This is a genomic window from Chryseobacterium sp. UF-81 (assembly GCF_058245105.1).
The window spans coordinates 212665-238099 of record NZ_JBSIBX010000006.1 but is presented as its reverse complement, the minus strand read 5'-3'; the positions used below and the strand labels follow the sequence as shown (position 1 = coordinate 238099).

Annotated in this window: 21 protein-coding genes; 5 read left to right on the top strand and 16 right to left on the bottom strand. The window is 38.3% G+C overall.

Features of this window, described 5'->3' with window-relative positions:
- The first annotated feature begins 24 nt into the window (after positions 1–24).
- Positions 25–840: a PhzF family phenazine biosynthesis protein gene (locus AC4IFE_RS10980; protein ID WP_490757040.1), complete on the top strand. Its 816-nt coding sequence runs from the start codon at positions 25–27 to the stop codon at positions 838–840.
- A 363-nt stretch (positions 841–1203) separates the two neighbouring features.
- Here AC4IFE_RS10980 and AC4IFE_RS10975 read toward each other — a convergent pair whose 3' ends face one another.
- On the bottom strand, positions 1204–2097 hold the full coding sequence (locus AC4IFE_RS10975) for an SMP-30/gluconolactonase/LRE family protein (RefSeq protein ID WP_490757038.1): 894 nt from the start codon (positions 2095–2097) through the stop codon (positions 1204–1206).
- Positions 2098–2361: 264 nt separating this feature from the next.
- On the opposite strand from AC4IFE_RS10975, the gene ccoG reads away from it, so the two are divergent.
- Positions 2362–3804, top strand: coding sequence for a cytochrome c oxidase accessory protein CcoG (ccoG, locus tag AC4IFE_RS10970; protein WP_490757036.1), 1443 nt, complete (start codon positions 2362–2364; stop codon positions 3802–3804).
- Between the two features lie 187 nt (positions 3805–3991).
- Here the strand turns inward: ccoG and AC4IFE_RS10965 are convergent, their stop codons facing one another.
- Positions 3992–4873, bottom strand: a complete 882-nt coding sequence (locus tag AC4IFE_RS10965; RefSeq protein ID WP_490757034.1) for an AraC family transcriptional regulator — start codon at positions 4871–4873, stop codon at positions 3992–3994.
- 196 nt (positions 4874–5069) lie between these two features.
- Between AC4IFE_RS10965 and AC4IFE_RS10960 the strand changes: the two genes are divergently transcribed.
- Positions 5070–5414 (top strand): MerR family transcriptional regulator, encoded by a 345-nt coding sequence (locus AC4IFE_RS10960; RefSeq protein WP_034704939.1) that lies wholly within the window; start codon positions 5070–5072, stop codon positions 5412–5414.
- A 419-nt stretch (positions 5415–5833) separates the two neighbouring features.
- A complete protein-coding gene (locus AC4IFE_RS10955) occupies positions 5834–7108 on the top strand; it encodes a helix-hairpin-helix domain-containing protein (protein WP_490757031.1) in 1275 nt (424 codons plus the stop codon).
- A gap of 77 nt (positions 7109–7185) precedes the next feature.
- Here the strand turns inward: AC4IFE_RS10955 and AC4IFE_RS10950 are convergent, their stop codons facing one another.
- From AC4IFE_RS10950 to AC4IFE_RS10915, 8 genes are all read right to left on the bottom strand, one after another.
- Positions 7186–8406: a hypothetical protein gene (locus AC4IFE_RS10950; protein ID WP_490757029.1), complete on the bottom strand. Its 1221-nt coding sequence runs from the start codon at positions 8404–8406 to the stop codon at positions 7186–7188.
- A gap of 233 nt (positions 8407–8639) precedes the next feature.
- Positions 8640–9362 carry a 23S rRNA pseudouridine(2604) synthase RluF gene (gene rluF / locus AC4IFE_RS10945; protein ID WP_490757027.1) on the bottom strand — a complete coding sequence of 241 codons (723 nt, stop codon included), beginning with the start codon at positions 9360–9362 and terminating at the stop codon, positions 8640–8642.
- Entirely contained in the window at positions 9362–9856 is a 495-nt protein-coding gene (locus tag AC4IFE_RS10940) for a hypothetical protein (protein WP_490757025.1), read from the bottom strand. The genes rluF and AC4IFE_RS10940 overlap by 1 nt, the downstream gene beginning before the upstream one ends.
- 80 nt (positions 9857–9936) lie before the next feature.
- Entirely contained in the window at positions 9937–10635 is a 699-nt protein-coding gene (truB, locus tag AC4IFE_RS10935; RefSeq protein WP_490757023.1) for a tRNA pseudouridine(55) synthase TruB, read from the bottom strand.
- Complete coding sequence (locus tag AC4IFE_RS10930; protein WP_490757021.1) at positions 10635–11084, bottom strand: hypothetical protein; 450 nt, start codon at positions 11082–11084, stop codon at positions 10635–10637. Before AC4IFE_RS10930 ends, truB begins: the two co-directional genes overlap by 1 nt.
- A gap of 3 nt (positions 11085–11087) precedes the next feature.
- Complete coding sequence (locus tag AC4IFE_RS10925) at positions 11088–11906, bottom strand: undecaprenyl-diphosphate phosphatase (RefSeq protein ID WP_490757019.1); 819 nt, start codon at positions 11904–11906, stop codon at positions 11088–11090.
- Between the two features lie 99 nt (positions 11907–12005).
- Positions 12006–12302 (bottom strand): DUF3098 domain-containing protein, encoded by a 297-nt coding sequence (locus AC4IFE_RS10920; RefSeq protein WP_490757018.1) that lies wholly within the window; start codon positions 12300–12302, stop codon positions 12006–12008.
- 2 nt (positions 12303–12304) lie between these two features.
- The gene (locus AC4IFE_RS10915) at positions 12305–13204 is read right to left on the bottom strand and encodes a cell division protein FtsX (RefSeq protein ID WP_490757016.1); all 900 of its coding nucleotides are present in this window, start codon (positions 13202–13204) and stop codon (positions 12305–12307) included.
- Between the two features lie 91 nt (positions 13205–13295).
- On the opposite strand from AC4IFE_RS10915, the gene rsmA reads away from it, so the two are divergent.
- Positions 13296–14066 (top strand): 16S rRNA (adenine(1518)-N(6)/adenine(1519)-N(6))-dimethyltransferase RsmA, encoded by a 771-nt coding sequence (gene rsmA / locus AC4IFE_RS10910; protein ID WP_490757014.1) that lies wholly within the window; start codon positions 13296–13298, stop codon positions 14064–14066.
- A gap of 71 nt (positions 14067–14137) precedes the next feature.
- On the opposite strand, the gene AC4IFE_RS10905 is transcribed toward rsmA, so the two are convergent.
- The 6 genes from AC4IFE_RS10905 to AC4IFE_RS10880 form a co-directional block, all read right to left on the bottom strand.
- Positions 14138–16516, bottom strand: a complete 2379-nt coding sequence (locus AC4IFE_RS10905; RefSeq protein WP_490757013.1) for a choice-of-anchor L domain-containing protein — start codon at positions 16514–16516, stop codon at positions 14138–14140.
- Positions 16517–16624: 108 nt separating this feature from the next.
- Positions 16625–20224, bottom strand: coding sequence for a choice-of-anchor L domain-containing protein (locus AC4IFE_RS10900; RefSeq protein WP_490757011.1), 3600 nt, complete (start codon positions 20222–20224; stop codon positions 16625–16627).
- Between the two features lie 171 nt (positions 20225–20395).
- Positions 20396–22756, bottom strand: coding sequence for a choice-of-anchor L domain-containing protein (locus AC4IFE_RS10895; protein WP_490757009.1), 2361 nt, complete (start codon positions 22754–22756; stop codon positions 20396–20398).
- Positions 22757–23127: 371 nt separating this feature from the next.
- A complete protein-coding gene (locus AC4IFE_RS10890; protein ID WP_490757008.1) occupies positions 23128–23658 on the bottom strand; it encodes a DUF1003 domain-containing protein in 531 nt (176 codons plus the stop codon).
- 12 nt (positions 23659–23670) lie between these two features.
- The gene (locus tag AC4IFE_RS10885) at positions 23671–24441 is read right to left on the bottom strand and encodes a TIGR02757 family protein (protein WP_490757006.1); all 771 of its coding nucleotides are present in this window, start codon (positions 24439–24441) and stop codon (positions 23671–23673) included.
- Positions 24442–24449: 8 nt separating this feature from the next.
- The gene (locus tag AC4IFE_RS10880) at positions 24450–25364 is read right to left on the bottom strand and encodes a ribonuclease Z (RefSeq protein WP_490757004.1); all 915 of its coding nucleotides are present in this window, start codon (positions 25362–25364) and stop codon (positions 24450–24452) included.
- Positions 25365–25435: the final 71 nt, after the last annotated feature.

Here is a 25435-nt window from a genome sequence, read left to right as displayed (position 1 = left end):
CATCAAATTAAACAAAATTCAGATATGAAAATTAAAACATTCATTGCAGACGCTTTTACCGATAAATTATTTAGAGGAAATCCTGCAGCTGTATGTATTTTAAAAGAGGCTATTCCCGAAGAAAGCATGATTCAGATAGCTAAAGAATTCGGCTTTTCGGAATCAGCATTCGTCATTCAAAAAGGAGCTGCCGATTTTTCTATCCGTTACTTTTCTCCGGTTACTGAAATTCCGTTATGCGGGCATGCTACGATGGCTTCTGCGAAAGTTTTGTTTTCGGAATATCCGGATCTTGATACCTTAACATTCAAAACCCAGTTCGGGCATATTCTTGAACTGAGAAAGAACAATAACCAGATTGAAATGGTGTTTCCTGTACATGAAACCGAGAAATCTCCGTTTCTTGATGATTTAAAAGATGCCATCGGGATACAGGACATTATCAATTGTGAATATAATAAAGACCACAATATCCTGATGGTGGAAATAGAAAGCAGTAAACAGCTGAAAGAACTAAGCCCGGATTTTGCCACATTAAAGCAGATCAAAACAACAATCAGCGGGGTTCTGGTAACTGCACGGTCTGCAAAAACCGGTTATGACTTTGAATACCGTTACTTCTGGCCATGGTCAGGTTCCAATGAAGATCCCGTGACAGGAGGCGTACAAAGCTTTTTATGCAAATACTGGTCTTTGAAGCTTGATAAAAAGATCCTCAAAGCTTTCCAATGCTCTGAACGTACAGGAAGCATGGAGGTAGAATTAAAAGGAGATCAAACAATAATCAGAAGCAACGCTGTTATATTCATGACCGGTGAAATTGACCAGATAACTGATTAAGCTGTCAATACTGCAGTTATCTGAAACTTCAGAAAATTAAATGTATTTTACTCATTCTCCTTCATCAGCAACGTAGTTGCATTCTTGGTTGTCTCAAAACTCAACACCTCAATATATAAAACTTTGCGTTAAAATATAAGTCCACTTTTTAACGCAAAGATTCATTTCAATACTGTATATCTTTAAGTTTGCAAAGACAGAATCAATTGGCATTGATTCTACTAAGCTAGTCGCTTCAAAAAATATTAATTTTTCCAAGTCCAAAATTATCGCTAAGATACAACCTTGTTTTATAGGCTATAAATAAAAAATAGCTGATGAAAGCTCCCTTTTTCATCAACTATTTTGTAATATGTAATGATCTTACTTCACCCCTTTCACCTTAGTTGGCAGCTTGTAAACAGATTTTGAAGCTGTAATAAACAGAATATCATTATTTTCCCCTCCAAAGGTTACATTGGACGTCCAGTCTTCTTCAATAGGAATATGATAAAGTTTTTTCCCATGACGGCTGAAAATATGAACTCCTTTTCCCGTTAAATAAAGGTTTCCGTGTTTATCCAGTGTCATACCATCTGAGCCCATTTCGCAGAACAGCCTTTTCTCAGAAAGCTGTCCTTCACCCAGAATATCATAAACGTAAGTTTTCCCGGCATCAATATCTGAAACATAAAGCTTTTTAAACTTTTCACTTCCAACAATTCCGTTGGGTTGCACAAAAGTTTCGAGCTTAACTGTTTTTCCTTCTTTGGATCTGTAATAAAGGCTTTTATGAGGAATTTCCTTCTTAAAATCTACCCAGTAATCCCTTTCGTATAAGGGATCTGTAAAATACATCCCGCCTGATAAATCATTCCAGATATCATTAGGTCCGTTCAGCCTTTTTCCCTGGAAACCTTTCAGGACCACTTCTATTTTTTTATCTTTTGAAATTTTCCAGATTTCGCCCTGATCATCGGAACAGGTGATAAGATTTCCATCCTTATCGAAATGAGTCCCGTTTGCCCTGCCTGTTTTTCCTAAAAACTCTATGATCTTATTGGTTTTCCAGTCCCAATAATAGATTTTGTCGTTGGGCTGGTCAGTGAAATAAACATTCCCATGTTGATCCGAAGACGGTCCTTCTGTAAAACTGAACTGATCCGAAATCTTCTCCGGCTGTACTCCTTCATAAAACATTGTGTTGTAATTTACTGATTGACAGTTTACCAATGCGAAAACCAAACCAATTAGCCCTATGCGACCTATCTTTTTCATTCTTCATTTATTTAAAGACTGCAAGTTACAATATCAGCTACAACATTCAAATATATTTACTCATTTTGATACAATAAATTACAAATCTAAAATGTCTTAATTATCCTATTTTTGAAGCAGATGGTATTAGTTGAAAAATAGTTTTATCCGGACCTTTGTTACGGTAAGATCAATAAATTTTCCTCTTAAAAACTGACTGAAAAAAAGTTTGATCCGGCCTCAAAATATCACCTTAATACTTTTTTAACTTAATAAAGTACCGCAATGAGTGCAGAATCAGGCAGCGACAAATTTGTAGAATTTGAAAATGAAACATTTAGAAATTCGGTGGGAACCATGGATGAAACGGGAAAAAGAAAATGGGTCTTTCCGCGAAAACCAAAAGGAAAATATACGAACTACAGAAATTATGCAAGCTTTGCCATGTTGGCTATATTTTTCGGGCTGCCATTTGTGAAGATCAATGGTAATCCTTTTCTCCTGATTAATGTGATCGACAGGCGGTTTTTTATCCTCGGACAGCCTTTTTATCTGCAGGACTTCTTTATTCTTGCGTTGGGAGCCGTAACCTCCGTGATTTTCGTCATGCTGTTTACAGTCGTTTTCGGAAGAATATTTTGTGGATGGCTGTGTCCACAGACACTTTTCATGGAAATGGTCTTCCGAAAGATTGAATACCTGATAGAAGGTGACAGAAATAAGCAGATGAAGCTTGACAGACAGGAATGGAATGCTGAAAAAATCAGAAAAAGAGTTCTGAAATGGTTTCTTTTTGCATTAATTTCACTGATCATTGCTCATTTTATGTTCATGTACATTGTAGGCTATGAAGAAGTGTTCCGGATTATGAAGGAAGGACCTGAAGCCCATTCCATGAAATTCCTTGTGATGATATTTTTCACGATGACATTTTACTTTGTTTTCGCATGGCTCCGCGAGCAGGTCTGTACTTTGGTATGCCCGTACGGAAGGCTCCAAGGCGTATTGATCGATAAGCAGACCATTAATGTTTACTATGATTTCAAAAGAGGTGAAAACCGTTCGAAATGGAGAAACAATGAAGACCGGAAAGCCACCGGAAAAGGAGACTGCATCGACTGCCATCAGTGTGTTGTGGTGTGTCCTACAGGTATTGACATCAGAAACGGGCAGCAGCTGGAATGTGTAAACTGTACAGCCTGCATCGATGCCTGTGATGAAGTAATGGATAAAGTTGGACTTCCAAAAGGACTGATCCGTTATGCTACGGAAGCAGAAATTGAAAACCGGGAAACGTTCAGGTTTACATCCAGAATGAAGGCTACCACAATATTCCTGGCCCTGCTGATTGGATTTTTGGGATTCTTAATGTATGACCGCGGATCTATGGAAGCCAAATTCATTAAGCCGGCAGGTTCCACATTCTTTATTAAAGATGGTAAGATCACCAATACTTTTATTTATACGCTTTTAAATAAATCCAATGAGAAGAAGATTCTTACTATTAAAGTAATGACTCCTGCTCATGCAGAGATCACTTATTTCGGTTCTGAAAAGATCATTCTGAAAGGGGATGAGATCCTGAAAGGAAATATCAATATTACCTTTCCCGAAGAAGACATTAAGTTTTCCAAACAGAATATGGTGATCGGTGTTTTTGATGAAAAAGGAGAAATGCTGGATTCTTTTGAGACGACATTTGAAGGACCGTTTAAGCTTTTATTGTAAAGGAGAGACAATTGACAAGAATCAAGAGACAAGAATAAAGAACCAAGAATCAAGAATCAAGAACCAAGAATAAAGAATAAAGAGTAAAGATTAGATTTTAGACTGGAGCGGATGTGAAATTAATATAAGACATTTATTAACTTCCAGTTTCGGTCTTCCATCTCCCTTTTTTTAAATTTAAAATTTTTTAAACCTTGTATTTTCTCATAAACTGAGTAGGAGTCATTCCGGAACTTTTCCGGAATACTCTTACAAAGTAGGAATATTCTTCATAACCAAGCCGGAAAGCAATTTCCACAAGGCCTTCATCAAGGTACATCAGCATCCTTTTAGCTTCCAGCACTACTCTTTCTGTAATAACATCGGTTGCTGTTTTCTGAACAACAGTCTGTGCAATCCGGTTCAGGTGCTTTGGAGTAATTCCCAATAACGAAGCATAATGGGATATAGATTTCTGACTTGTAAAATGCTGCTCGATCAGGTTTTCAAAATCCTGATAATGTTTGAAATAAGAAAGGCTCGTGGAAGAAGAAAGGTTGTCAATTTCTTTTGAAAACAGCCTTGCTGAATTAATGAAAATATGAGACATTAATGAAAGGATCAATCCTTCTTTCATCAGACTCTGGGACTGATGCTCTCTCCCTAACTCCTGAAACAGGATCTTATTTTTTATCAGTTCATCAGATTCCAGCTGCAGCTTTCTGGGAAAAGATACGGAACCGAAAAACGGAAAGTTTCTTAACTTCTGGTTCACATAATGCATTTCATAAAACTCCTGCGAACAAAAGAAAATATATCCGTCGATATCTTCTGAAAGTTCCCAGCTGTGGATCTGCCCGGGGGAAAGAAAGAAAAGGCTTCCCTCTGACACATCATATTTTTGAAAATCAATTTCATGAACTCCCTGTCCGCGGGTAAAAAGAACAGCAGCATAGAAATCATGCCGGTGCGGCTTTTCAATATGCCGGTGTCCTACTACCAGATGCTCTTTCATGGTATTGAAATAAAAGTGGGAAGTATTCCTGCCGGACTGGAAAAGGTCAATATGAAGAACGGAGATTGAATTCATTGCTGATAATATGCGGGGCGTAGTTATTGTATAAAAGTACTGTAAAAAGAGAAAAAACACAAGCCTCATAAAAAGACAGGCTCTCATCAATTCTTTACCCGGAAATTCTTGATATCTTCTGGAAGACAGAATAGAGGCTGTATAATTTGCATACGAGGTTAAAAAATTTTTATCTTTGGCTTTTAGGATTCGTAAAATGAAAATAAATTTACCTGACAAACTGTATTATTCCATTGGAGAGGTTGCAAAAGCTTTTGATGTAAACACTTCATTAATACGTTATTGGGAGCAGGAATTCCCTATTATCAAGCCTAAAAAGAATAAGAAAGGTAACCGCTATTTTACTCCTGAAGACATCAAAAACCTACAGATGATCTATCATCTGGTAAAGGAAAAAGGCTATACACTGGATGGAGCAAGGATTGCTCTGACGACCAACAGTAAAATTTCTGAAACAGTTACCATCATTGACCGCCTTGAATTTATAAAAGCTGAGCTTCAGAAACTGAAAGCTTCGCTGGCGGACAGGGATTCTGAATAATTTTATGCTATCGTTTTTTTAAAGAAGTAAATTTTATTTGCTACAGATTTGCACAAATATGTATGTTAAACTTTATTCAAATTGTTAATATTTGTATGTAATCACTTGTACAAATCTGTAAAATTTTTAGTTAGAATTCTATACATTATTCCATATTAAAATCATTCCACCTTTATCATACTACTCATTGTTATAAAGTTTCTAGTCTCACTGAGTATAAATAGGTATATATCAATGCCTTATTTTACATCATTTTAAAGATATTCACAAAATATTTCTACCGATATTTCTTCAAATAATTCTATACAACTATGTACACAAATGTAATTTAAAAATCATTTAAATGAATTTATTGTACAAAACTGTCCTTTTTGTATCTCCTCATTGCTTCAACTTATTTTTATTGATAAGTTTACTTTATGATGAGAAAAAACTATTACCAGAAACTGGCATTCATGGGAATGCTGCTGATCGTCCTGCTGGCTTTTCAAAAATATACCAGCCGGGAAAAAGAAGATTTTTCTGAGGTAAAATTTATTACGGAAAGTTCTGCCGCTCTCAGCCTGACTGATTTTGATCCTAATGAACTTGATGCAAAACAATGGATGCATTTAGGTTTTTCTGAAAAGCAGGTCTCTACGATTCTTAACTACAAAAAAATTGTAGGAGGTGAGTTTACATCAAAAGAACAGCTCAAAAAATGCTATGCAATTTCTGAAGAAAAATTCACGGAGCTCAAATCTTTCATCCAGCTTCCTGAAAATGGCAAAGATCATCACCTTGAAGCGTTTAAAAATAATGAAAAGAAAGAAATTTCCGTTTCTAAAAAGTTCAATCCGGATGGGCTTTCTGCCTCAGAATGGATGAAGATGGGTTTCAGTGAAAAGCAGGCTGAAGCTATCTTAAAATACAGGAATTACTTGGGTGGAAGTTTCGTAAGCAAGGAAAAATTCAAAGAATGCTTTATCATCTCCTCAGAAAATTACAGTAAGCTTGAACCTTATTTGCTGTTGCCGGTAAAAACACCTGATCATTTTAGAAAATCCGCTAATCCGTACGCCATAAAATCTACTATTCAGTATCATTCATTTGATCCCAACACGTTAGATCTGGATGGATGGAAAGGTTTAGGGTTTTCTGAAAAGCAGGCCAATACAATTATCAATTACCGTGACAGAAATCTCAGAGGAGCCTTCAAATCTCTTGAAGACATAAAGAAATGCTTTGTTATTTCTCCGGAAAAGTTCCAGGAACTAAGTCCTTATATTAAACTCAATACAAATACAAGTCTTATCCAAAAACAGGAAACCGATTTTTCAAAAGTTGATTTAAATAGCATCACATTCAAGCAGTTGCTGGAATTTGGCCTGGACGAAAAAAGTGCCGGGTCCATGATCGGCTTTAGAAAAAAACTGAGAGGTTTTGTCAATAAACAACAAATTTTAGATACTTATAATATTGATAAAAATTTGATTCAAAAATTAATTTCCATTGCCCCGCTGGATATTTCAAATGTTCCTAAATATACTTTGACAGAAGCTCCTGAAGAATGGCTTAAAGATCATCCCTATTTCAAATATTCTGCTGATAAGATCATTTTCTACCGGGCTACTTACACGGATGATAAGAAAATTCTGAAGCTTTTAAAATTAAAGCCTGAATATGAAGAAAGAATGAAATTATATTTAAAATAACCGGAAACCATATAGTAAAACTCCCCAAAACACGATCTGCTGTTTTGGGGAGTTTATAATCCGGCGTATTTTAAGTTTTAGTGATGCATGTAGTTGCTGGGACCATTGGTTCCTTCAATTGATTCAGGCAGTATTCCATATCTGGATCGTAAATCGACGGTACCTAATGTTTTCCCTGTCTGGATTTCAATGACACTAATGGTGCCGGAATTTAAGTTAGGAATATCTAACAGGTTATTTTGTACTGCTACCACTTCTTTTCCTTTTTTGGTTTTAAAGAAAACCATATGATGTGCTCCTTTATCTGCGGTAAGGGTTTTTAAAAGCTTTAGCTGAGGAAGATTACTTATATCAAAGACTAAAACTTTTCCGGGGTCTGCAAAACTTACATAAAGCTTGCTGTTATCATCAATGTACATCTCGAGTGCCCAGCCTAATCCTTGTGTACTTCCGTCAAATATTTTACTAAAAGCATCATACTTCTTGGTTGCAGCATTGTATGGAGCAATCCATATGTCGCCACCCAGCATTGTCGTGGCAAGGGCATATTGTGGAAATTTTCCACGTAGCAACAGAACCTCGACAGGACTGGACATATCCGTTTGTGAGTCTGCTACCAGATAGGTTTCTTTTAATTCATAGGTATTCAGATCCAATAAAGTACAGGTATTTCCCATTCCGGTAGTAAGATCCGGGTGAATGGTTGAGGTGACCATCATTATTCCTTTTTCCTCATTAACAGAAATACCATGCGGATACATAATAAATTGATTTGGATTGGTCTGCACCGGCGCTTTAATAGTTTTGATAAGCTGGTTGTTATTGGCATTAAAAACACCTATACTGCCATCTCTTGGTCCTCCTGCCCCTCCCATAAAAGTCATAAAATACCTTCCATCATTGGTAAAAAACAAATTTTCGCCTACTGTATTCTCACCTGTATCGATAGGTGTTGCGTCAACTAATATCGGCTGTCCATTTTTGTCTTTTTCCGTTTTTATCTGGTAAAGGTATTTACCTCCTAAAGCAGTGGTAAATAATTTGTTTGCATTCTGATTATAATAGAGATGATGAGGCAGGACACCAGTGCCCAATTCAAGTTTGCTGTTAATATGTCCAAAGTTCGGGGCTTCAGGATCAAGCTCAATGACCGCTATTCCATCTGGTAATCCTTTCAAGCTTCTGTAGTCAATGTAAAAAGAAGAATCGTGCGGAAGATCTGAATTATGGTTATCATTTTGACAATTAGAAAATGTTATTAAAATAATAAGTGAAACTAGATTAAATTTTAATTTCATGGTTTTTAGTTTTATTAGTTAGTATTATAAATATAATATTTTTTCACTAACAAATTAAAAATATTACACCAATGTGTGAATATTATTAAATAGCAACATTTTTAACATTTTTCTATTACTTCTTCAAATAGATTAGCCGGATATAGAAGCTCAGATTTGTTTAACACAAAAAAGATAATAAAAAGTAAGCAGGAAAATATTCCTGCTTACTTTTTATTATTAATGATATAATCTTAGTCGATTGTTTTGATAGAATCAGAAAGGAGGTTGTTGAGCGTATTAAATTCTTCTTCTGTAAGATCACGCCACTTTCCTACCGGGAGATCCAGTTTGATATTCATGATGCGGATACGCTTTAACTTTTTCACTTCATAGCCAAGGAATTCGCACATTCTTCGGATCTGCCTGTTTAGCCCCTGGGTGAGGATGATACGGAAAGTCATATCATCTATCTTTTCCACTTCACATTTTTTGGTGACAGTATCGAGGATCGGGACTCCATTTCTCATTTTTTCAAGAAATTTGGGCGAAATTGGTTTGTCTACCCGTACGATATATTCCTTTTCGTGGTTATTTCTTGCCCGGAGAATTTTGTTTACGATATCTCCGTCGCTGGTCAAAAGAATCAGGCCTTCGCTGGGCTTATCCAGTCTTCCGATCGGGAAAATTCTTTTCGGATGATTGATATAGTCAACGATATTGTTTTTTTCACGTTTGGTATCTGTAGTGCACACAATCCCCACAGGTTTGTTAAAAGCGATGTAAATAGGCTTATCCTGCGGTTCACGGATCGGTTTTCCATCTACTTCCACGAGATCTTCATCAGAAACTTTGGTTCCCATTTCCGGGACCTTTCCGTTAATTGTTATCCTTCCTTCTTCCAAAAGTTTATCAGCGGCTCTTCTTGAACAATAGCCAACTTCTGATAAATATTTATTGATGCGCGTTTTTTCCATTAATCTTCTCCGTAACCTGTATAATTTTTATTGCTGAAAATAGTAATTCCGTAACTTAATCCAATGAAAAAGCCATTAGACTTACCATTCAGCTGATGCCCTTCAAAAGTAATTCCACCTTCCTGGCTCAGTCTTTTTGAGTAGGAAACCATGATTCCTAATCTTGCTCCCCAAAATTCGGAATCAGAAATCACCGAGTGATTAAGCTGCTTTCCATAATTTAAATCAATATAAAAAGGACGGTCACCCGGGCTGAATATGATCTTCGGCTGGATCATCCAGTAGACCAGATGGTAATTGTCTTCTATAAAACTGTATTTAAATCCTGTTCCGAGTGCAAAGTTAGGAAGAAAATTGTAACCGCCTATTGCTGATATTCCATATGTTATTTTACCAATCCTTTTTGGCTCAATATACTGTGAATCTGTAAACTGATTATCTCTGTTTTGAAGATTATAGCCGATATTGAGTGATGGATTGAGGTAAAAATCCATTTTAACTTTTTTAGTCTCTGTTTCCTGCGAAAAACAAGTAGCGGTATATAACAGGCTTAAAAGAAAGAGGAAATTTTTTATCATAAGCTTTCGAATCTGTATTCATTCTCCAGAAAATCAGCAGTCGCATTTTCAATCGTATAATCTCCGATCTTTGTGCGTCTAAGCTGTGTAAGATAAGCTCCCACTCCCAGCTCCTGCCCAATGTCATGAGCCAGACTTCTGATATAGGTACCTTTTGAGCACCCTACCATAAAACTGACCAAAGGAAGATCAATTTTAATATCCTTAATGTAAAAAATCGTCGTTTTCCTGGATTTCATTTCCACTTCCTCTCCTGCTCTGGCCAGATTATAAGCCCTTTGCCCATCTATCTTTATTGCTGAGTACACCGGAGGTTTCTGTTCTATTTCCCCAACAAATTTTTCAAGAGCTTCTTTAATCTGCTCTTCTGTAATGTGGGCAATATCCTGGTGAAGAATTTCAGGTTTTTCCGTGTCATAGGATTCGGTCTGAACTCCTATTTTGATCTCGGTCCAATATTCTTTAGGAGCGTCCTGGATTTCGGGAATCTTCTTCGTAAATTTCCCACAGCAGACAATAAGCAGTCCTGTTGCTCTCGGATCTAAGGTTCCGGCGTGGCCTATTTTAAATTTCTTGGGAAGATTAAATTCTCTTTTGAGCTTATATTTCATTTTATTGACAGCCTGGAAAGAGGTCCAGTCCAAAGGTTTGTCCAATAAAAACACATATCCTGATTGCAGTTCTTCAGCTGTCATTATTCTAAAATTTCGGTGATACTTACAAGGCTTGGCAGCTTATTGACCTTCTGCTTGCAGTCAGGTCCGTTTTCTACATTCACAAAACATTTTTTATCACCAATGAAGTAATATATATTCTGAAAGGGGTATACTGAATTATTCGGAGCAATGTTCACCGTGTAATTTTCAGGCAAATTAAATTTATAGCTGGTTTTGCTCACAGATGTAATTTTCTGACGGTAGCATTTTCCTTCTTTGGAATATTCAATAAAAGGTTTGTGATCCAGTTTTTCGTCCGGTACAAGCTCTTTACAGATCAGTAGATCTTCAGCAAGGTTCTTTTCTTTAAGCTCAACGAAAAATTCTATCCTTTCTCCGGTATTATTTTTCACGAACAGCGTATGTGCCGGAGTACAGGAAACAATGAGGCCGGAAAAAGCCAATATTTTTAAAATATTACTTTTCATAGTTTATTTAAAGAAATAGAAATAAATCAACAGAGCAATTCCTACAAAGATACGGTACCAACCCCAGGGTTTGAAACCATACTTGTTGAGTACTCCGATGAATGCTTTAATAGCGATCAGCGCCACAATAAAGGCTACAATATTTCCTACTACGAAGATCATAATGTGATCCTGAGATGTCATGATCATTTCATATCCTTTCTGAGGATTTCCGGTTTCTTTTCCCCATGTTTTCAGGAAAACGGAATATACAGTAACAGCCAACATTGTTGGAACTGCCAGGAAGAAAGAAAATTCTGCTGCCGCTTTTCTGGTAAGTCCCTGCGACATCCCTCCGATAATAGAAGCAGCACTGCGGCTTGTTCCCGGCATCATCGCAAGACACTGCCAGAACCCTATTGTGATTGCTTTTCTTATGGTAATTCCCTTTTCATCATCAATGGTAGGATTTTTGAACCATTTGTCTGCGAAAAGCAGGACTACGCCTCCCAATACGAGCACGGAAGATATGGCAATCTGGTTTCCAAGGACAGCTTCAATTTTATCATCAAATAAATACCCCAGAATCAATGCCGGAACAACGGCAAAAGCAAGCTTATAATAAAACTGAAGATTATTCAGATCAAAAAACTTCTTCCAGTACGCCACTACAACCGATAAAATAGCACCAAACTGAATAGACACCTGAAACATTTTCAGAAATTCATCATCCTGCAGACCCAAAAGGTTCGCTGCAAATCCCATGTGTGCCGTAGAAGAAATAGGAAGATACTCTGTAAGTCCTTCAATAATAGCAATAATGATTGCTTTGATTAAATCCATATTTTGTGTGTATAAAAACTTAAAGATCAAAAGATTCTGAAATTTAGAAATCTTTCTAAATCCCCTAACCCTTTAATCTTTAAATAAAGAATATTTTAATTATTTTCTTTTTAAAATAGCATAAACTTCTATTACAAAGCCTATTACTATAAACAGTGGTGCAATTCTGATCCTTCGGATGGAAAAAATACCGTCATTCCATGCATTGGGATCAAATTTACCATCTACTGTATTAGCATCCGGCCCCATCATCAGCAGGAAACCCACTACGATAAAAGCCAGCCCAATCAGCATCCACCTGAAGTTCTGCTGTCCGAAGTAAAAGGTATTTTCCTGTGGTACTTCGGTTTCCTTGCCAAACTCTGAAGCGGCAAATTTATTTGTTTTTTTGCTCATTATTAAGAGTAATATAGATCGTCAACGTTTGATTTTAAGAACCTCCATGTAGCGAAAATGGTGCTTAAAACAGAAATAAAAATTCCTACCCCAAGTACTAAAACAATCAGCCAGAAATACTGGTTGTTATCCTGTACGAAAGCTGAACCAATCTGGCTTGTAAAATAATACCATACTCCACCCAGTGCAAGAAGACCTATTACAGATCCGATAGCCCCCAGGATAATAGCTTCGATGATAAACGGCTTAAGGATAAATCTCCTTTTTGCGCCAACGAGCTGCATGGTTTTGATGATAAATCTTTTGGAGAATATTTTGAGTCTGATCGAGTTGTTGATCAGCACTACTGCCAGCACCAGGAACAGAATAGAGAATCCGAGGATCCATTTCAAGATTCTGCTGAGGTTGTTGTATACATCCACCATCAAAGTACTGTCGTTCTTAACATCTACAATACCCGGAACGGCTTTGATCACTTTAATCGCACCGTCAATTTTTGCCGGATCTACGTATTCGGGTTTTAATGCCACCTCAATGGATGAAGGAAAAATATTTTCCTCAAAAAGAGCATCACTGTCTATCCCCATTGTTTTTTTGGCTTCTTTAGCCGCCATATCCCGCGAGATATAGGTTGCTTTTTTTACAGGAGCTAAGGTCTGTACCTTTTTAAAAGTTTCCTCTTCCAGTTTTGCAATTTTTACAGAATCCTTTGCATCATAGTTTTCATCAAAATAAGCATTCACTACGAGCTGCTCTTTAATGTAGTCAGAATACTTTTGGGCATTAATTAAAATAAGCCCCATTAATCCTAACAAAAATAACACTAATGCGATACTTATTACGACTGTAATATTGCTTGACCGAAGCCTTTTCTTATTAAACTCATCTACAGATTTAGCCATTAATATTAAAATTTTTGGCTAAATTAGAAAAAATCTTCCGAAATTTGGGACCAATTAAAGAAAATCATTGTTAATAAAATCATAAAAAACTTTGAGTGTAAAAGCAAAAAAACATCTTGGACAGCACTTTCTGACAGATGAAAATATCGCGAGGAAAATCGTGGAAGGTCTTAGTTTTGAAGACTATAAAAATGTCATGGAAGTAGGTCCCGGAATGGGCGTCCTTACCAAATATCTGTTTGAAAAAGAGCAGACCATCTATCTGGCAGAGATAGATACAGAATCTATTGAATACCTGAAAAAGAATTATTCAAAGATCACAGAAAATACTTTTGTAGGGGATTTTCTGAAACAGGACTTCCATTTTATCCATGGAGAGCAGCTTGCCATTATTGGTAATTTTCCTTATAATATTTCTTCACAGATTCTTTTTAAGATCGTTGATTATTATCAGCAGATCCCTGAAATGGTAGGAATGTTCCAGAAAGAAGTTGCAGAAAGAACGGCTGCAGTACCCAGAACTAAAGATTACGGTATTCTTTCTGTTCTGATCCAGGCTTATTATGATGTATCTTATCTGTTCACCGTTCATGAGAATGTGTTTAATCCGCCTCCAAAAGTAAAATCAGGAGTGATCCGACTGACAAGAAACCCTAAAGAAGGCCTGGCCGGAAATGAGGTTCTTTTTAAGCAGATCGTAAAAGCAGGATTTAACCAGAGAAGGAAAAAGCTTTCAAACTCATTGAAAGTATTGAATATTCCTGAAGCTTTAAAAACCCACGAATTTTTGGACAAAAGAGCGGAGGAGCTCAGCGTTCTGGATTTTATAGGCTTTGCCAATCTCTGGAAACAAAATCAATAAAACCATTATTAAAAAATAAAAAGCCTTTCAAGTGTACTTGAAAGGCTTTTTTTATGCATGATTTCTATATCTTATTCCCGATTCTTAAGCATGATCCATCCGGACCAGTTCATCTGAATTTTTGACTTAGGATATTCGAAATTAAATTTATACCAGTAAGTTGCTGTAGGCAGTTTTTTTCCTCCCACTGTTCCGTCCCATACAGGTTTTTCTTTAGAGAATCTGAACATTTCCACACCATATCTGTCAAAAACAGATCCTGTGAAATTTTTGAATCCAACCAATGCTTTAAGGTCCAGAACATCATTTATACCATCATCATTAGGCGTAATGATGTTATTGATCTGCAGCGTGTAGAAATCAAAGGTTCCTATACAATGAGTTCCCACTCTTCTCACCAATACGGTATAATTTGTATTGTCTAAAAGATTTGTGAAAATATTAGACTCCTGCCATGTGATTCCATTGTCAATAGAATATTCTAAAGTACTTGGAGTATTGTTCATCATAGGATTCTCCGCAATAATCGTCACTGTTTTTTTAGCACTTTCATAGTTCACTGCTGTCACGAAAGGGGTGGCAGCTCCTCCTACTTTGGCTGTGAATATCTTTTTACAGAATCCATTATCAACCTCCACTGTATAAACGCCCCAGCTGTCTGCAGTAATGGTTTGCGTTGTAGCTCCCGTGCTCCATAAATATTTATAATTAGGTCCTGCACCCGCATCTAAAGTAACACGGTCCCCAAGACACATTTCAACATCTTTTAGAGGTGAAGTGATCTCCGGAGTAACCTCTACGGTTATGGTAGCAGGATTTAAAGAACGACATCCTTTTGTCCCCACTGCATAAACTGAAAATGTAGTGGTCTGATAGAGGGTTACGGTTTGTATATTTCCTGTACCCGGAAAATTAACCCACTGATAAGTAACACCTCCATCAGCTGTAAGAGTTACTGTTTCTCCCGGACATATTTTAATTCTGGAAGATTTTATACCTGCCTTAGGCGTAGTTTCTTTGAGTAATTTTAATTCTATAAGCTTACTGCAGAAACCTCCGTTTGAAACGACAACATAAAGAATCTGCCCATCCGTACCGTTATAATTTAAAATATTCTGAATATAATTGTTGTTCTGAGCCACAGCATCAGCCTGATTTACATAGAATCTGAACACAGCTCCAGGCGTCGGGCTTATTGACGGCATGGCATTAGTAAGGTCAAAAGTGGTAATATCCGGCGTAGAACACAGCAGAAGCGTAGCATCCTGTGCCTGCGGAGTGGTTCCTCCATGAATTTCTATGCTTGCTTTACCCGGACAAGGATTTCCAGGAACACTTACTTCGATAGTGTATGTTCCGGGATGTACAGCCGTAATCGTATTGGTAGTGGCACCCGTTATCGGAGCTCCGTTCAGGTACCATTGGTATAATAAGTTAGGGTCACTTACTGACGCTGTGATCACCTGCGGTTCATTATCGCAGACATTGATTTCAGAAGGTAATGTAGCACCGCTGGGATCCAGAAGCTCTACACCGATATTAAATGATCCTCCTTCCAGAAATACAGCAGAATCCCAGCCATGATCTTCAAAGCTTCCCGGTGCATAATCAGCAACAACCATTTTAAAATGATATTCCTGTCCTGCCATTACAGTCGCAGTTGCAGTAAGGGGAATTGTTCTTCCTTCAAAATTGGTTTCAACATTGCCTGTATTATATCCTGCAAAATACTGCTCATTAATCGCAGCACAACCGCCTCCGCCAGGAATTAGCGGGTGGATATTGGTAATACTTACAGGACCGGCACCGCCCGGAAGCACTGCCATATTCTGATAAGGTCCTCCTGATGTCGGTCTAAGCAAAATGGCAAAAGCATCTGCATATTGACATGGGAATGAGCCGGAGTACTCCTCCGAAGCCAAAATATAATTAAATTTAATCTGTGATGTTGTAGGGACAAAGTCAAATTCCAAAAGAACACCATCCGTTAGCGTTCCGGTAGATCCAATAGCCTGTGCAAGATCTGAATCTGTACCACCACCATTATTATCACTCAGGTTTCCTTCAGGTCCGTTACCTGCTCTTCTTGCTTTTCCTGTAGAAAGTACAATCCCATCTTTGAAAGGAAAATTGGTAGTTCCTTTATGGAAATATCCCCAGGATCTGTCAGCATCTGTTACGGCATGATTAGGTGTAATTTTCACATTGGATACAGTAGGTGTCACACAAGTGTTTGTTCCTGAAGAGATCAGGACATCTTTTACCAGCTGTGTAATGGAATAGCCGGATTCTGCATATCCCGGAGTATTCACATCAATAAAAGTGCCTGCTTTTTGGGTAACTGATCCGGCAGGCTTGTCTTTAGGAGGTTTTCGGGGGCCAGTTGTCTGTGAAAATAAAAATGTCGAAACGACTAAGAAAAATAAAAGGAATAGTAGATTTCTTCGCATAATACTTTTGTTTCAACAAATTTAATTTATTTCCAAATATATCCTATATTTTTTATAAAATTTTTAATATAAAAAAAACAAACCTCCCAAATATGGAAGGTTTATCTATTAGTTTCTGTTTTTTAGCAATATCCAGCCTGATCGCTGCTCCAGTTTTTTGCTGGCCGGATTTTCCCACTGTACCTTATACCAATAAGTGCCTGTCGGTAGGTTCATTCCTTTTAAAGAACCGGTCCAGATAGCATCGGTTTTGGTTGCACGGAAAAGTTCCGCACCATACCGGTCGAAAACTGATGCCGCAAAATTATTATATCCTCTAAGTCCTGAGAAATCTATGGTATCATTTACTCCATCCATATTAGGCGTTATGGCATTATTGATTACAAATGTGAAATAATCCAGTGAGGTACTACAATTTGCATCTTTTACCCTTACCATCACATGGTAATTTGTATTATTTAAAACATTATAAAATATATTGGACGACTGCCATACTACACCTCCGTCTATTGAATATTCCAATTCACCTCCCGTAGGGTTGCTTGCTGTAAGGGTAAGCACATGATTATCATATACAATATTCGTAAACTGAGGAAGATCAGGATTCAATAATTTTCCGGTGAAAGTTTTAGAACATACTCCATTACTGATAGTAACGGTATAGGTTCCTGGAACATTGGTAGAAATGGTCTGCGTAGTTGCACCCGTACTCCATAAATAAGTATAGTTAGTACCAACACCGGCATCCAGAACTCCCGTATCTCCGGCACATACATATACATCCTCTAATGTAGAGACAATAGCCGGAACCACTTCGATGGTTATTTTTGCAGGCAGTACTGAGCTACAGCCATTACCTCCCAATGCAAAAACCGAATATTCTGTAGTAACGGTTGGCGAAACTACCTGAGTATTTCCGTTTCCTGGAAGCCCTACCCAGTTATAGGTAATTCCTCCGGTAGCCGTAAGGGTAACGGACTCTCCGGCACATATTTTTGATTTGGATGCGGATATACCCGCTGTTGGTGGCCCAACTATTACAGTAACTGTGGCCGGGGTTGCGGAAACACATCCGTTAGCTGCTACGGCAAATACTTGATAAACGGTAGTAACAACCGGAGAAACCACCTGGGTATTTCCGTTTCCGGGAAGACCCGTCCAGTTATAGGTTGCACCTCCTGAAGCAGTTAACGTTACTGACTCTCCAACGCATATTCTAGGTTGAGAGGATACAACGGTAGTTGTTGGCAATGTTGTATTTTGCGTTACAGTAACTGTTGCTGTATAGGTACAGGTTAAATTTCCCGGCTGGGATACATTGGTAACGGTAAGTGTATAGGTTCCTCCTGCATTAACTACAGGATTAAGTGTATTGGCACCTGATACTATATTTCCACCTCCTGCTGCTGTCCATGCAATGGTAGATCCGGCAGGCACTACAGATGCCGAAGCATTTAATGTGGTCTGAGGCGTAGTACAGGTTATTTGCTGTGGTGCTGCAATGGTAAGTGTTGTTTCGGCTGTTGTCAGTAACTGAAGGGAAACCACATAATGACATCCTCCGTTTTTCACCAATACATATATAGTCTGATTTCCCGGAGGCGAATAGGTTGTCGGCGTGGCAATAAAGTTAGCATTTCCTGCAAGAGCATCAGCCTGATTGATATAATAAGTAAAAGTAACACCTGCCCCTGCAGAAGTAATCTGACTCTGAGCAGTGGTCAGATCATAAGTAAGTCCAGGAGCATAACATTTATGCAATATAGCATTCTGTACAGTGATGGGCTGCGATACTTCAATAGTAATCGTGGCAGGGCTTTGAGACACACATCCATTGGCGCCTACAGCAGTTACTGTGTATGTAGTAGTTGTAGTAGGTGATACTGTCTGAGTATTACCTGTCCCTGGAAGTCCCGTCCAGTTATAGGTCGTGCCTCCGGATGCTGTTAAAGTTACCGATTCGCCACTACATATCTGGGTTTTACTTGCAGTAAGTCCTGTTACAGGTGGTGCGCTGTCTCCTGTAACTGTAACATTAGCAACAGCGGTACAGGTAACCGGTCCCGGCTGATAAGTTTTTGATATTGTTAAAGTATAGGTTCCCGGGGCATTAATCACCGGAGTTAATGTATTTCCTCCGGAAACTATATTTCCACCGGTTGTCGTCCAGTTAAAAGTAGATCCTGCAGGATAAACAGAAGCCGAAGCATCTAAGGTGGTCTGAGAGCTGGCACAGGTTAATACCGCAGGCGGCAAAATTGATGCAGTCATCTGAGGTGCTTTTACCAGCTGCAATTCAGCTACTTTGAAACAGAAGCCATTTTTAACGCGAACATATATTGTTTGTCCTCCCGGGCTTGAATAGGCTGTAGGGCCGGGAATGGTATTGGCATTTCCGGCAAGCGCATCTGCCTGGTTTAAGTAGTATGTAAATGTTGCACCGGGTGTTGTACTTATAGAAGCGTCTGCAGAAGGTAAATTAAAAGTTGCATTTCCAACAGTGTAACAGGCTGTCAGGGTGGCATTCTGTACTGTAGGGGAAGTCCCTCCTACTACTGTAATGGTTCCTGTTCCCGGGCATGTATTTCCCTGGATGAATACCTGAACACTGTATACTCCGGGTTGCGTAGCAGTATAACTAGCTCCGGTTTGGCCAGGAATAGGGTTATTATTTAAAAACCACTGATAGGTAACGTTAGGAACCTGAACAGAGGCTGTAAATGTCTGAGGTGTATTGTCGCACATATAGACTGTATCAGGAAGCTGCACTCCGGCAGGATCAAGAATTTTCACACCGATATCAAATGATCCTGCTTCCAGAAATACGGCTGAGTCATAACTCCTGTCACTAAAATCCGCCAAGACCATTTTGAAGTGATAGGTCTGGCCGGGAATTACAGTCGCTTTTGCGGTCAAGGGAATTGTACGTCCGTCAAAGTTAGTTTCAACAATAGGGTTATTGATCCCAGCGAAATACTGTTCGTTTATAGGTCCACAGCCAGAACTCCCGGAAATTGCAGGATGTATGTTAGTTACACTCACGGGGCCTGCTCCATTGGGAAGTACTGCGAGATTGGTATAGTTAGGATCAGTTGCTTTTTTTAACAGTAAAGCAAATCCGTCTGATTTGGTACATGCAAACTGGAATGCGGGAGCATATTCTTTGGAAGCAAACAGGTATCTGAATGTAATCTCTGTAGAAGCCGGTACAAAATCAAATTCTATGTAGGTAGCATCTCTCAGTTCACCATTATTGATTCCCAAAGCCGTAGCCAGGTCTGTATCTCCAAAAGTATTCAGGCCGTCACTTAAAATTCCCTGATAATTATTCCCTGCTTTTGCAGCGTATCCTGTGGAAAGAACAATTCCTTTTGCAAAAGGAAAAGCTGTAGTTCCTTTATTAAAAAATCCCCAGCTTCGCCCAGGATCATTTATTGATAAATTGGGGGAAACAGTCACGTTGCTTACATTGGACGTGGAACATGCTCCTCCGGAAATCAAGACGTCTTTTACCAGCTGTGTAATGCTGTAGCCGGACTCTGGATAATTGGGTGTATTTACATCTATAAAAACACCTGCTTTCAAAGAGGTGGCACTAGCTTTTTTTGCAGGTATCGCTGCTCTGTCTGTGTTTTGAGCAAAAACCAAACTGCCGATGAATGCAAAAAATAACGCCAAAAATAAATTTCCAATCCTCCTATTTAACATTTTATAGTATTTTAAACAAAAATACTATTTTTTTTGATTGAAACTTAATTTAGCACAATTTACATTATCACTAATGCAAGTTTATTTATTCTGCAATATAAATTTGCTTTGTTTGAAAATAATAAGAAAGGCTGACAAAAACGCCAGCCTTTCTATAAATTATATAAAAGATTATTCTAAATTTTTAAGAAGAATCCATCCTGTTTTCACTGCCGTCTGTTTACTGGCAGGATCCTGATAGGTCACCTGATACCAGTAAGATGCGGTAGGGAGACGTTTGCCCTGGAAATAGCCATCCCAATACGGCCTTGTTTTGCCGGCTTTGAACACTTCTCTTCCGTAACGGTCAAAAACGAAACCTTGAAAATCTTTGTAACTGCTTACTCCGCTAAAGTCAATAATATCGTTTACGTTGTCTCCGTTTGGTGTAATTACATTTTTCATAACAAATGTAAAGTATTCCAGGAATCCTACACAGCTGGTATTTTTCACTTTGACACGGATGGATATTACGGTATTCTTAGGAACATTGGAGAATACATTGGATGCCTGCCAAGTAAAGCCATTGTCTACAGAATATTCTAATGTACCGTTACTAGGATTACTTGCCGTAAGAACCATTGTTCCGCTGTCATTATAATCAACTTTTATAATTTCGGGAACTACAGCACGTATTACCTGAGTCTTAAATTCTTTTAAACATACTCCGTTACTGATCATAACGGTATATTCACCCGGTGTTGATACAGTAATGCCCTGAGTGGTTTCTCCTGTACTCCATTCATAAGTATAGCCCGGTCCTGATCCGGCATCTAAAAGGATCATATCTCCTTCACAGATCTGCCCTCCTTTCAGTGTAGATACGATAGCCGGAACTACATCAATGGTAATGGATGCGGGTTGCAGTGACTTACAGCCCTGTGCACCAATAGCATATACGGTATAGGTTGTGGTCTGGGTTGGACTTACTGTTCTTACTCCTCCGGTAGAAGAAGTATCTCCCCATTGATAGGTTACACCGCCAGCAGCTGTCAGTATCAGAGATTCTCCTTCGCAGATCCTCATTCTCGGAGCAGTAATCTGAGCAACAGGTGTTTCTTCTCTTTTTAGCGTCAGGGTCACCATTTTGCTGCAAAATGCACCATTGGAAACCACTACATAGATAATCTGTCCATCGGTGCCGTTGTAGTTGGTAAGATTGGTAATAAAGCTGTTGTTTTGAGCCTGCGCATCCGCCTGATTGGCATAAAAACGAAATACCGCACCTTGTGTTGTACTTATCTGTGGCTTTGCGTCTTCTAAATTGAATGTGCTCAAAGTAGGAGTAGCACAAAGCTTCAGTGTTGCGTTCTGAGCGGTGGGAGAAGTTCCTCCTATAATGGTAATGCTTGCTTTCTGACATTCTGTTCCGCTCACAAAAGTTTTTACTTCATATACTCCGGGCGAAGTGGCTATATATACAGCACTGGTCGCATTAGGAATCACGACACCGTTTTTGTACCATTTGTAGGTCATTCCCGGTACGGTTGATACCTGTGCTTTTAAAGTTTGTGGAGTATTATCACACATATTCAGGGTTTCTCCCAAAGGATTTCCATTACCATCCACAATAGTCATTCCGATGTCAAATGATCCACCCTGCAGAAATACTGCAGAATCATAACTATTATCAACTGCATCTGCCATTACCATTTTAAAATGATAGGTCTGGCCCGGAACAACCGTGGCCACTGCTGTAAGAGGTATAGTTCGTCCTATGAAATTGGTTTCGATATTCTGAGTATTCAATCCTCCGAAGTACTGTTCATTAATGGTTTCTCCATCACATCCCACCCCCAATGGCACAATATTAAGAACACTTACCGGTCCTGCTCCGTTGGGAAGAACGGCTAAATTCTCATAGGTTGGGTCCCCTACTTTTTTCAAGAGGAGAGCAAAACCATCTGCAAAATCACCACATGGGAATCCGCTTGTATATTCTTCCGAGGCAAATAAATAATTAAATTTCACCTGGTTGCTGTTCGGAACGAAATCAAATTCCAGAGACACAACATCTTTAAGGTCATCCGGTGGATTAATAGCAGCTACCAGATCAGGATCATTCATCCCGGCTCCAGGAACAATATCACTTAATGTAGAGGCTTCCAACCCGTTTCCTGCTCTTCTTGCTTTACCGGAAACAAGCACAACTCCATCAGTAAAAGGAAAATTAGTGGTTCCCTTATGAAAATATCCCCATGCCCTTTCCGTATCTGTTGGAGGCTGATTGGGAGATATGGTTACATTGCTCACATTGGGTGCCGCACAGACAGATCCTCCGGAGATCAGTACATTTTTCACCAGCTGATCTATGGTAAACGCAGAAGGTGCATAAGTAGGCACATTTACATCAATAAATGCACCGGCTTTTTTACTCTGGATGCTAAACTTTTCGGACTGTGGCTTTCTGTTCACTTTCTGGGAAAATGCAGAAACAGAAGTCAATAGAAACATGGTAACTAAAAAGTAATTATTCAGTCTATAATTGAACATTTTATTTTTATTTGTTCAAATGTAACAAAAATAACAATAAAAAACACTCTTTTCCCGTCAATCCAATTAATTTAACATCTATATTAGTAATAAATTTATTTTATAATTACATATTCCACAAAATTAGTAGAATTTAATTTTAAACCTGGAAATAAGCATAAAAAAGCAGACCAACTGTACGGATGGTCTGCTTTTAATTTGAAAACTATTCTCATTTATAATTTGTATTAACCTGAGTTCGTAATAAGAAAATTAAGGATAACAGGCTGGAAGTTAAATTTTGTAACTGGTTTTTCAACCTCAACTCACTTCCCACTCCCGGCTTCCTTACTTATTAAAAACAGAATATCTTAACCCGAACTCAGGTTATATTATTCCTTTTTCAGCTGATCTATTTCTGTCTGAAGCTGGCTGATGATATCTTTTAAAGCCTTGATCTCATTTTTATTGGAATTGACATTGCTTTTCAGAATGACATTCTTGGCCCTTTCATTATGGTCTTCCTCATCTTCATCTTCGTTGATCTCTTCAATATCTTCCTGGATATCTTCAATGTCTTCATTAATCTCCTCGATATCCTCGCTGATCTCTTCAATATCTTCGCTGATCTCTTCGATATCTTCCTGAATGTCTTCAATATCTTCCTGGATATCTTCAATCTTTTCATGACTCTTGTTGACAGACATCTGAATAAAAATAGCCAGGTAAATGGCTTCCAGAGAAACTACGGTTGTAAGGATCAGAAGCATCTTATCAAACTCAACAATATTGAGTATCGGCAAAAGAAATGAAGTGATAAAAAATAAAGTATGAACAATGAGTGACGGGATAGAGCCTACCCACCAGGTAATACCGTTAGCAATTTTTTCTAAAGCGTCTATTTTTTCAGTTTCTTTTTTCATCCTTTCTTAGTGTTATAAGAGTTCTTTGGTCACTCCAAGCCCAAATAGGGCGAAATCATATTTAGCAGGATCATTTTCATCAAATTTTCTGATGGCTACATCCAGTTCCTCCACAGTTTTCCAGTCATTCTGTGTTCTGGAAACCAGACCGAGCTTTCTGGAAATATTTCCTGTATGTACATCTAACGGGATCGAGAGGTATTTCTGATCTATATTTTCCCAAATACCAAAATCTACGCCATGTTTGTCTTTTCGCACCATCCACCTCAGAAACATTATAATTCTTTTGGAGGAAGAGTTTTTATAAGGCGAGCTGATATGTTTGTGGCTTCTGTGTTTCCCAGGTTCCAGAAAACTGCTTCTGAACCTTTCAATAGCGTGCTGAAAATTAGTTTCCTGATCGTTTACTTTAAATAAGTTTTCCAGGCTCTCATTTTCTTTATAAATCTTATTGAACTGCCTGATAAAATATGCAAAATCCTGACCGTTAAAAGTTCTGTGGATACTTTTGTCCTGAAGGATATCCAGATCTTTTTCAGAATAATTCAAGACAAAATCATAAGGTGAATTCCCCATAATGTCAAGCATTTTATCTGCAGATCTGATGATTGACTTCCGGTTACCCCAGGAAATAGTTGCAGCTAAAAAACCTGCAATTTCCACATCCTGTTTTAAACTGAAACGGTGCGGAATCTGTATAGGATCATCTTCTATAAAATCGGGGCTGTTGTATTGGTCTGCCTTTTCATTCAAAAAGCTTTTCAATTCTTCAAAATTAAGCATACAGGTTTTTAAATTTTTACACTTTCCAGTGCTTTTGGAAGGAAGGTGTTGGGAAACACATTTCTGGCTTCATCCGTAAATACGGTAAGGTCTGCATACCGGTTTGAGAAATGCCCAAGGATCAATTTTTCCACTTCAGCTTTCTGAGCTATCGTTGCCGCCTCCAAAGCTGTTGAATGTCCGGTATAGTCTGCCATTTCTTTCAGGTCGTGAAGGAAAGTGGATTCGTGATACAGAACCGTAACATTTTTAATGATGGGGAGCACTGATTCAAGATACCGGGTATCGCTGCAGAAAGCATAGGAAACAGGAGGTGCCGGATCTAAGGTTAGTACTTCATTTTTGAGGACATAACCATCGCTCAGCACAACATCTTTTCCTGCTTTTATATTATGATAATCACAGGTTTCTATTTCGCTGTATTTGGCAATTTCCTTCATATTGAGGTGCCTGTCTTTAGGTTTTTCCTTGAAAAGATAGCCGTTGCAATATATTCTGTGATCCAGCGGGATGGTATATACTTCTACCCTGCTGTCTTCATAGATTTTTTCGGAATAGTCTTTGTCCAGCTCGTGATAAATCACTTCAAAACCACGATGCGTTTCCGTAATGGTAAAGATGGTTTCCAGCATTTTTTTGATTCCTTTCGGACCATAAACATGCAGAGGATTGTCCCTTCCGAGCAAACGGAAAGAGGCAATAAGACCGGGAAGACCGAAACAATGATCGCCGTGAAGATGTGATATAAAGATATGATTGATCTTTGAAAATCTCGCTTTCGCCTTTCTCAGCTGTACCTGGGTTCCTTCTCCGCAATCGATCAGAAAATGTCTTTCTTCCATTTCCAGCAGCTGCGCCGTTGGGGAAGAATTAATGGTCGGAATAGCTGAATTAAAGCCTAGTATCGTTAAATAAGTACTCAAATCAATAGTTTATTATAACAAATGTACGACAGAAAATTTAAACATATTTTTTGGATGTAAGTTTAAATAGA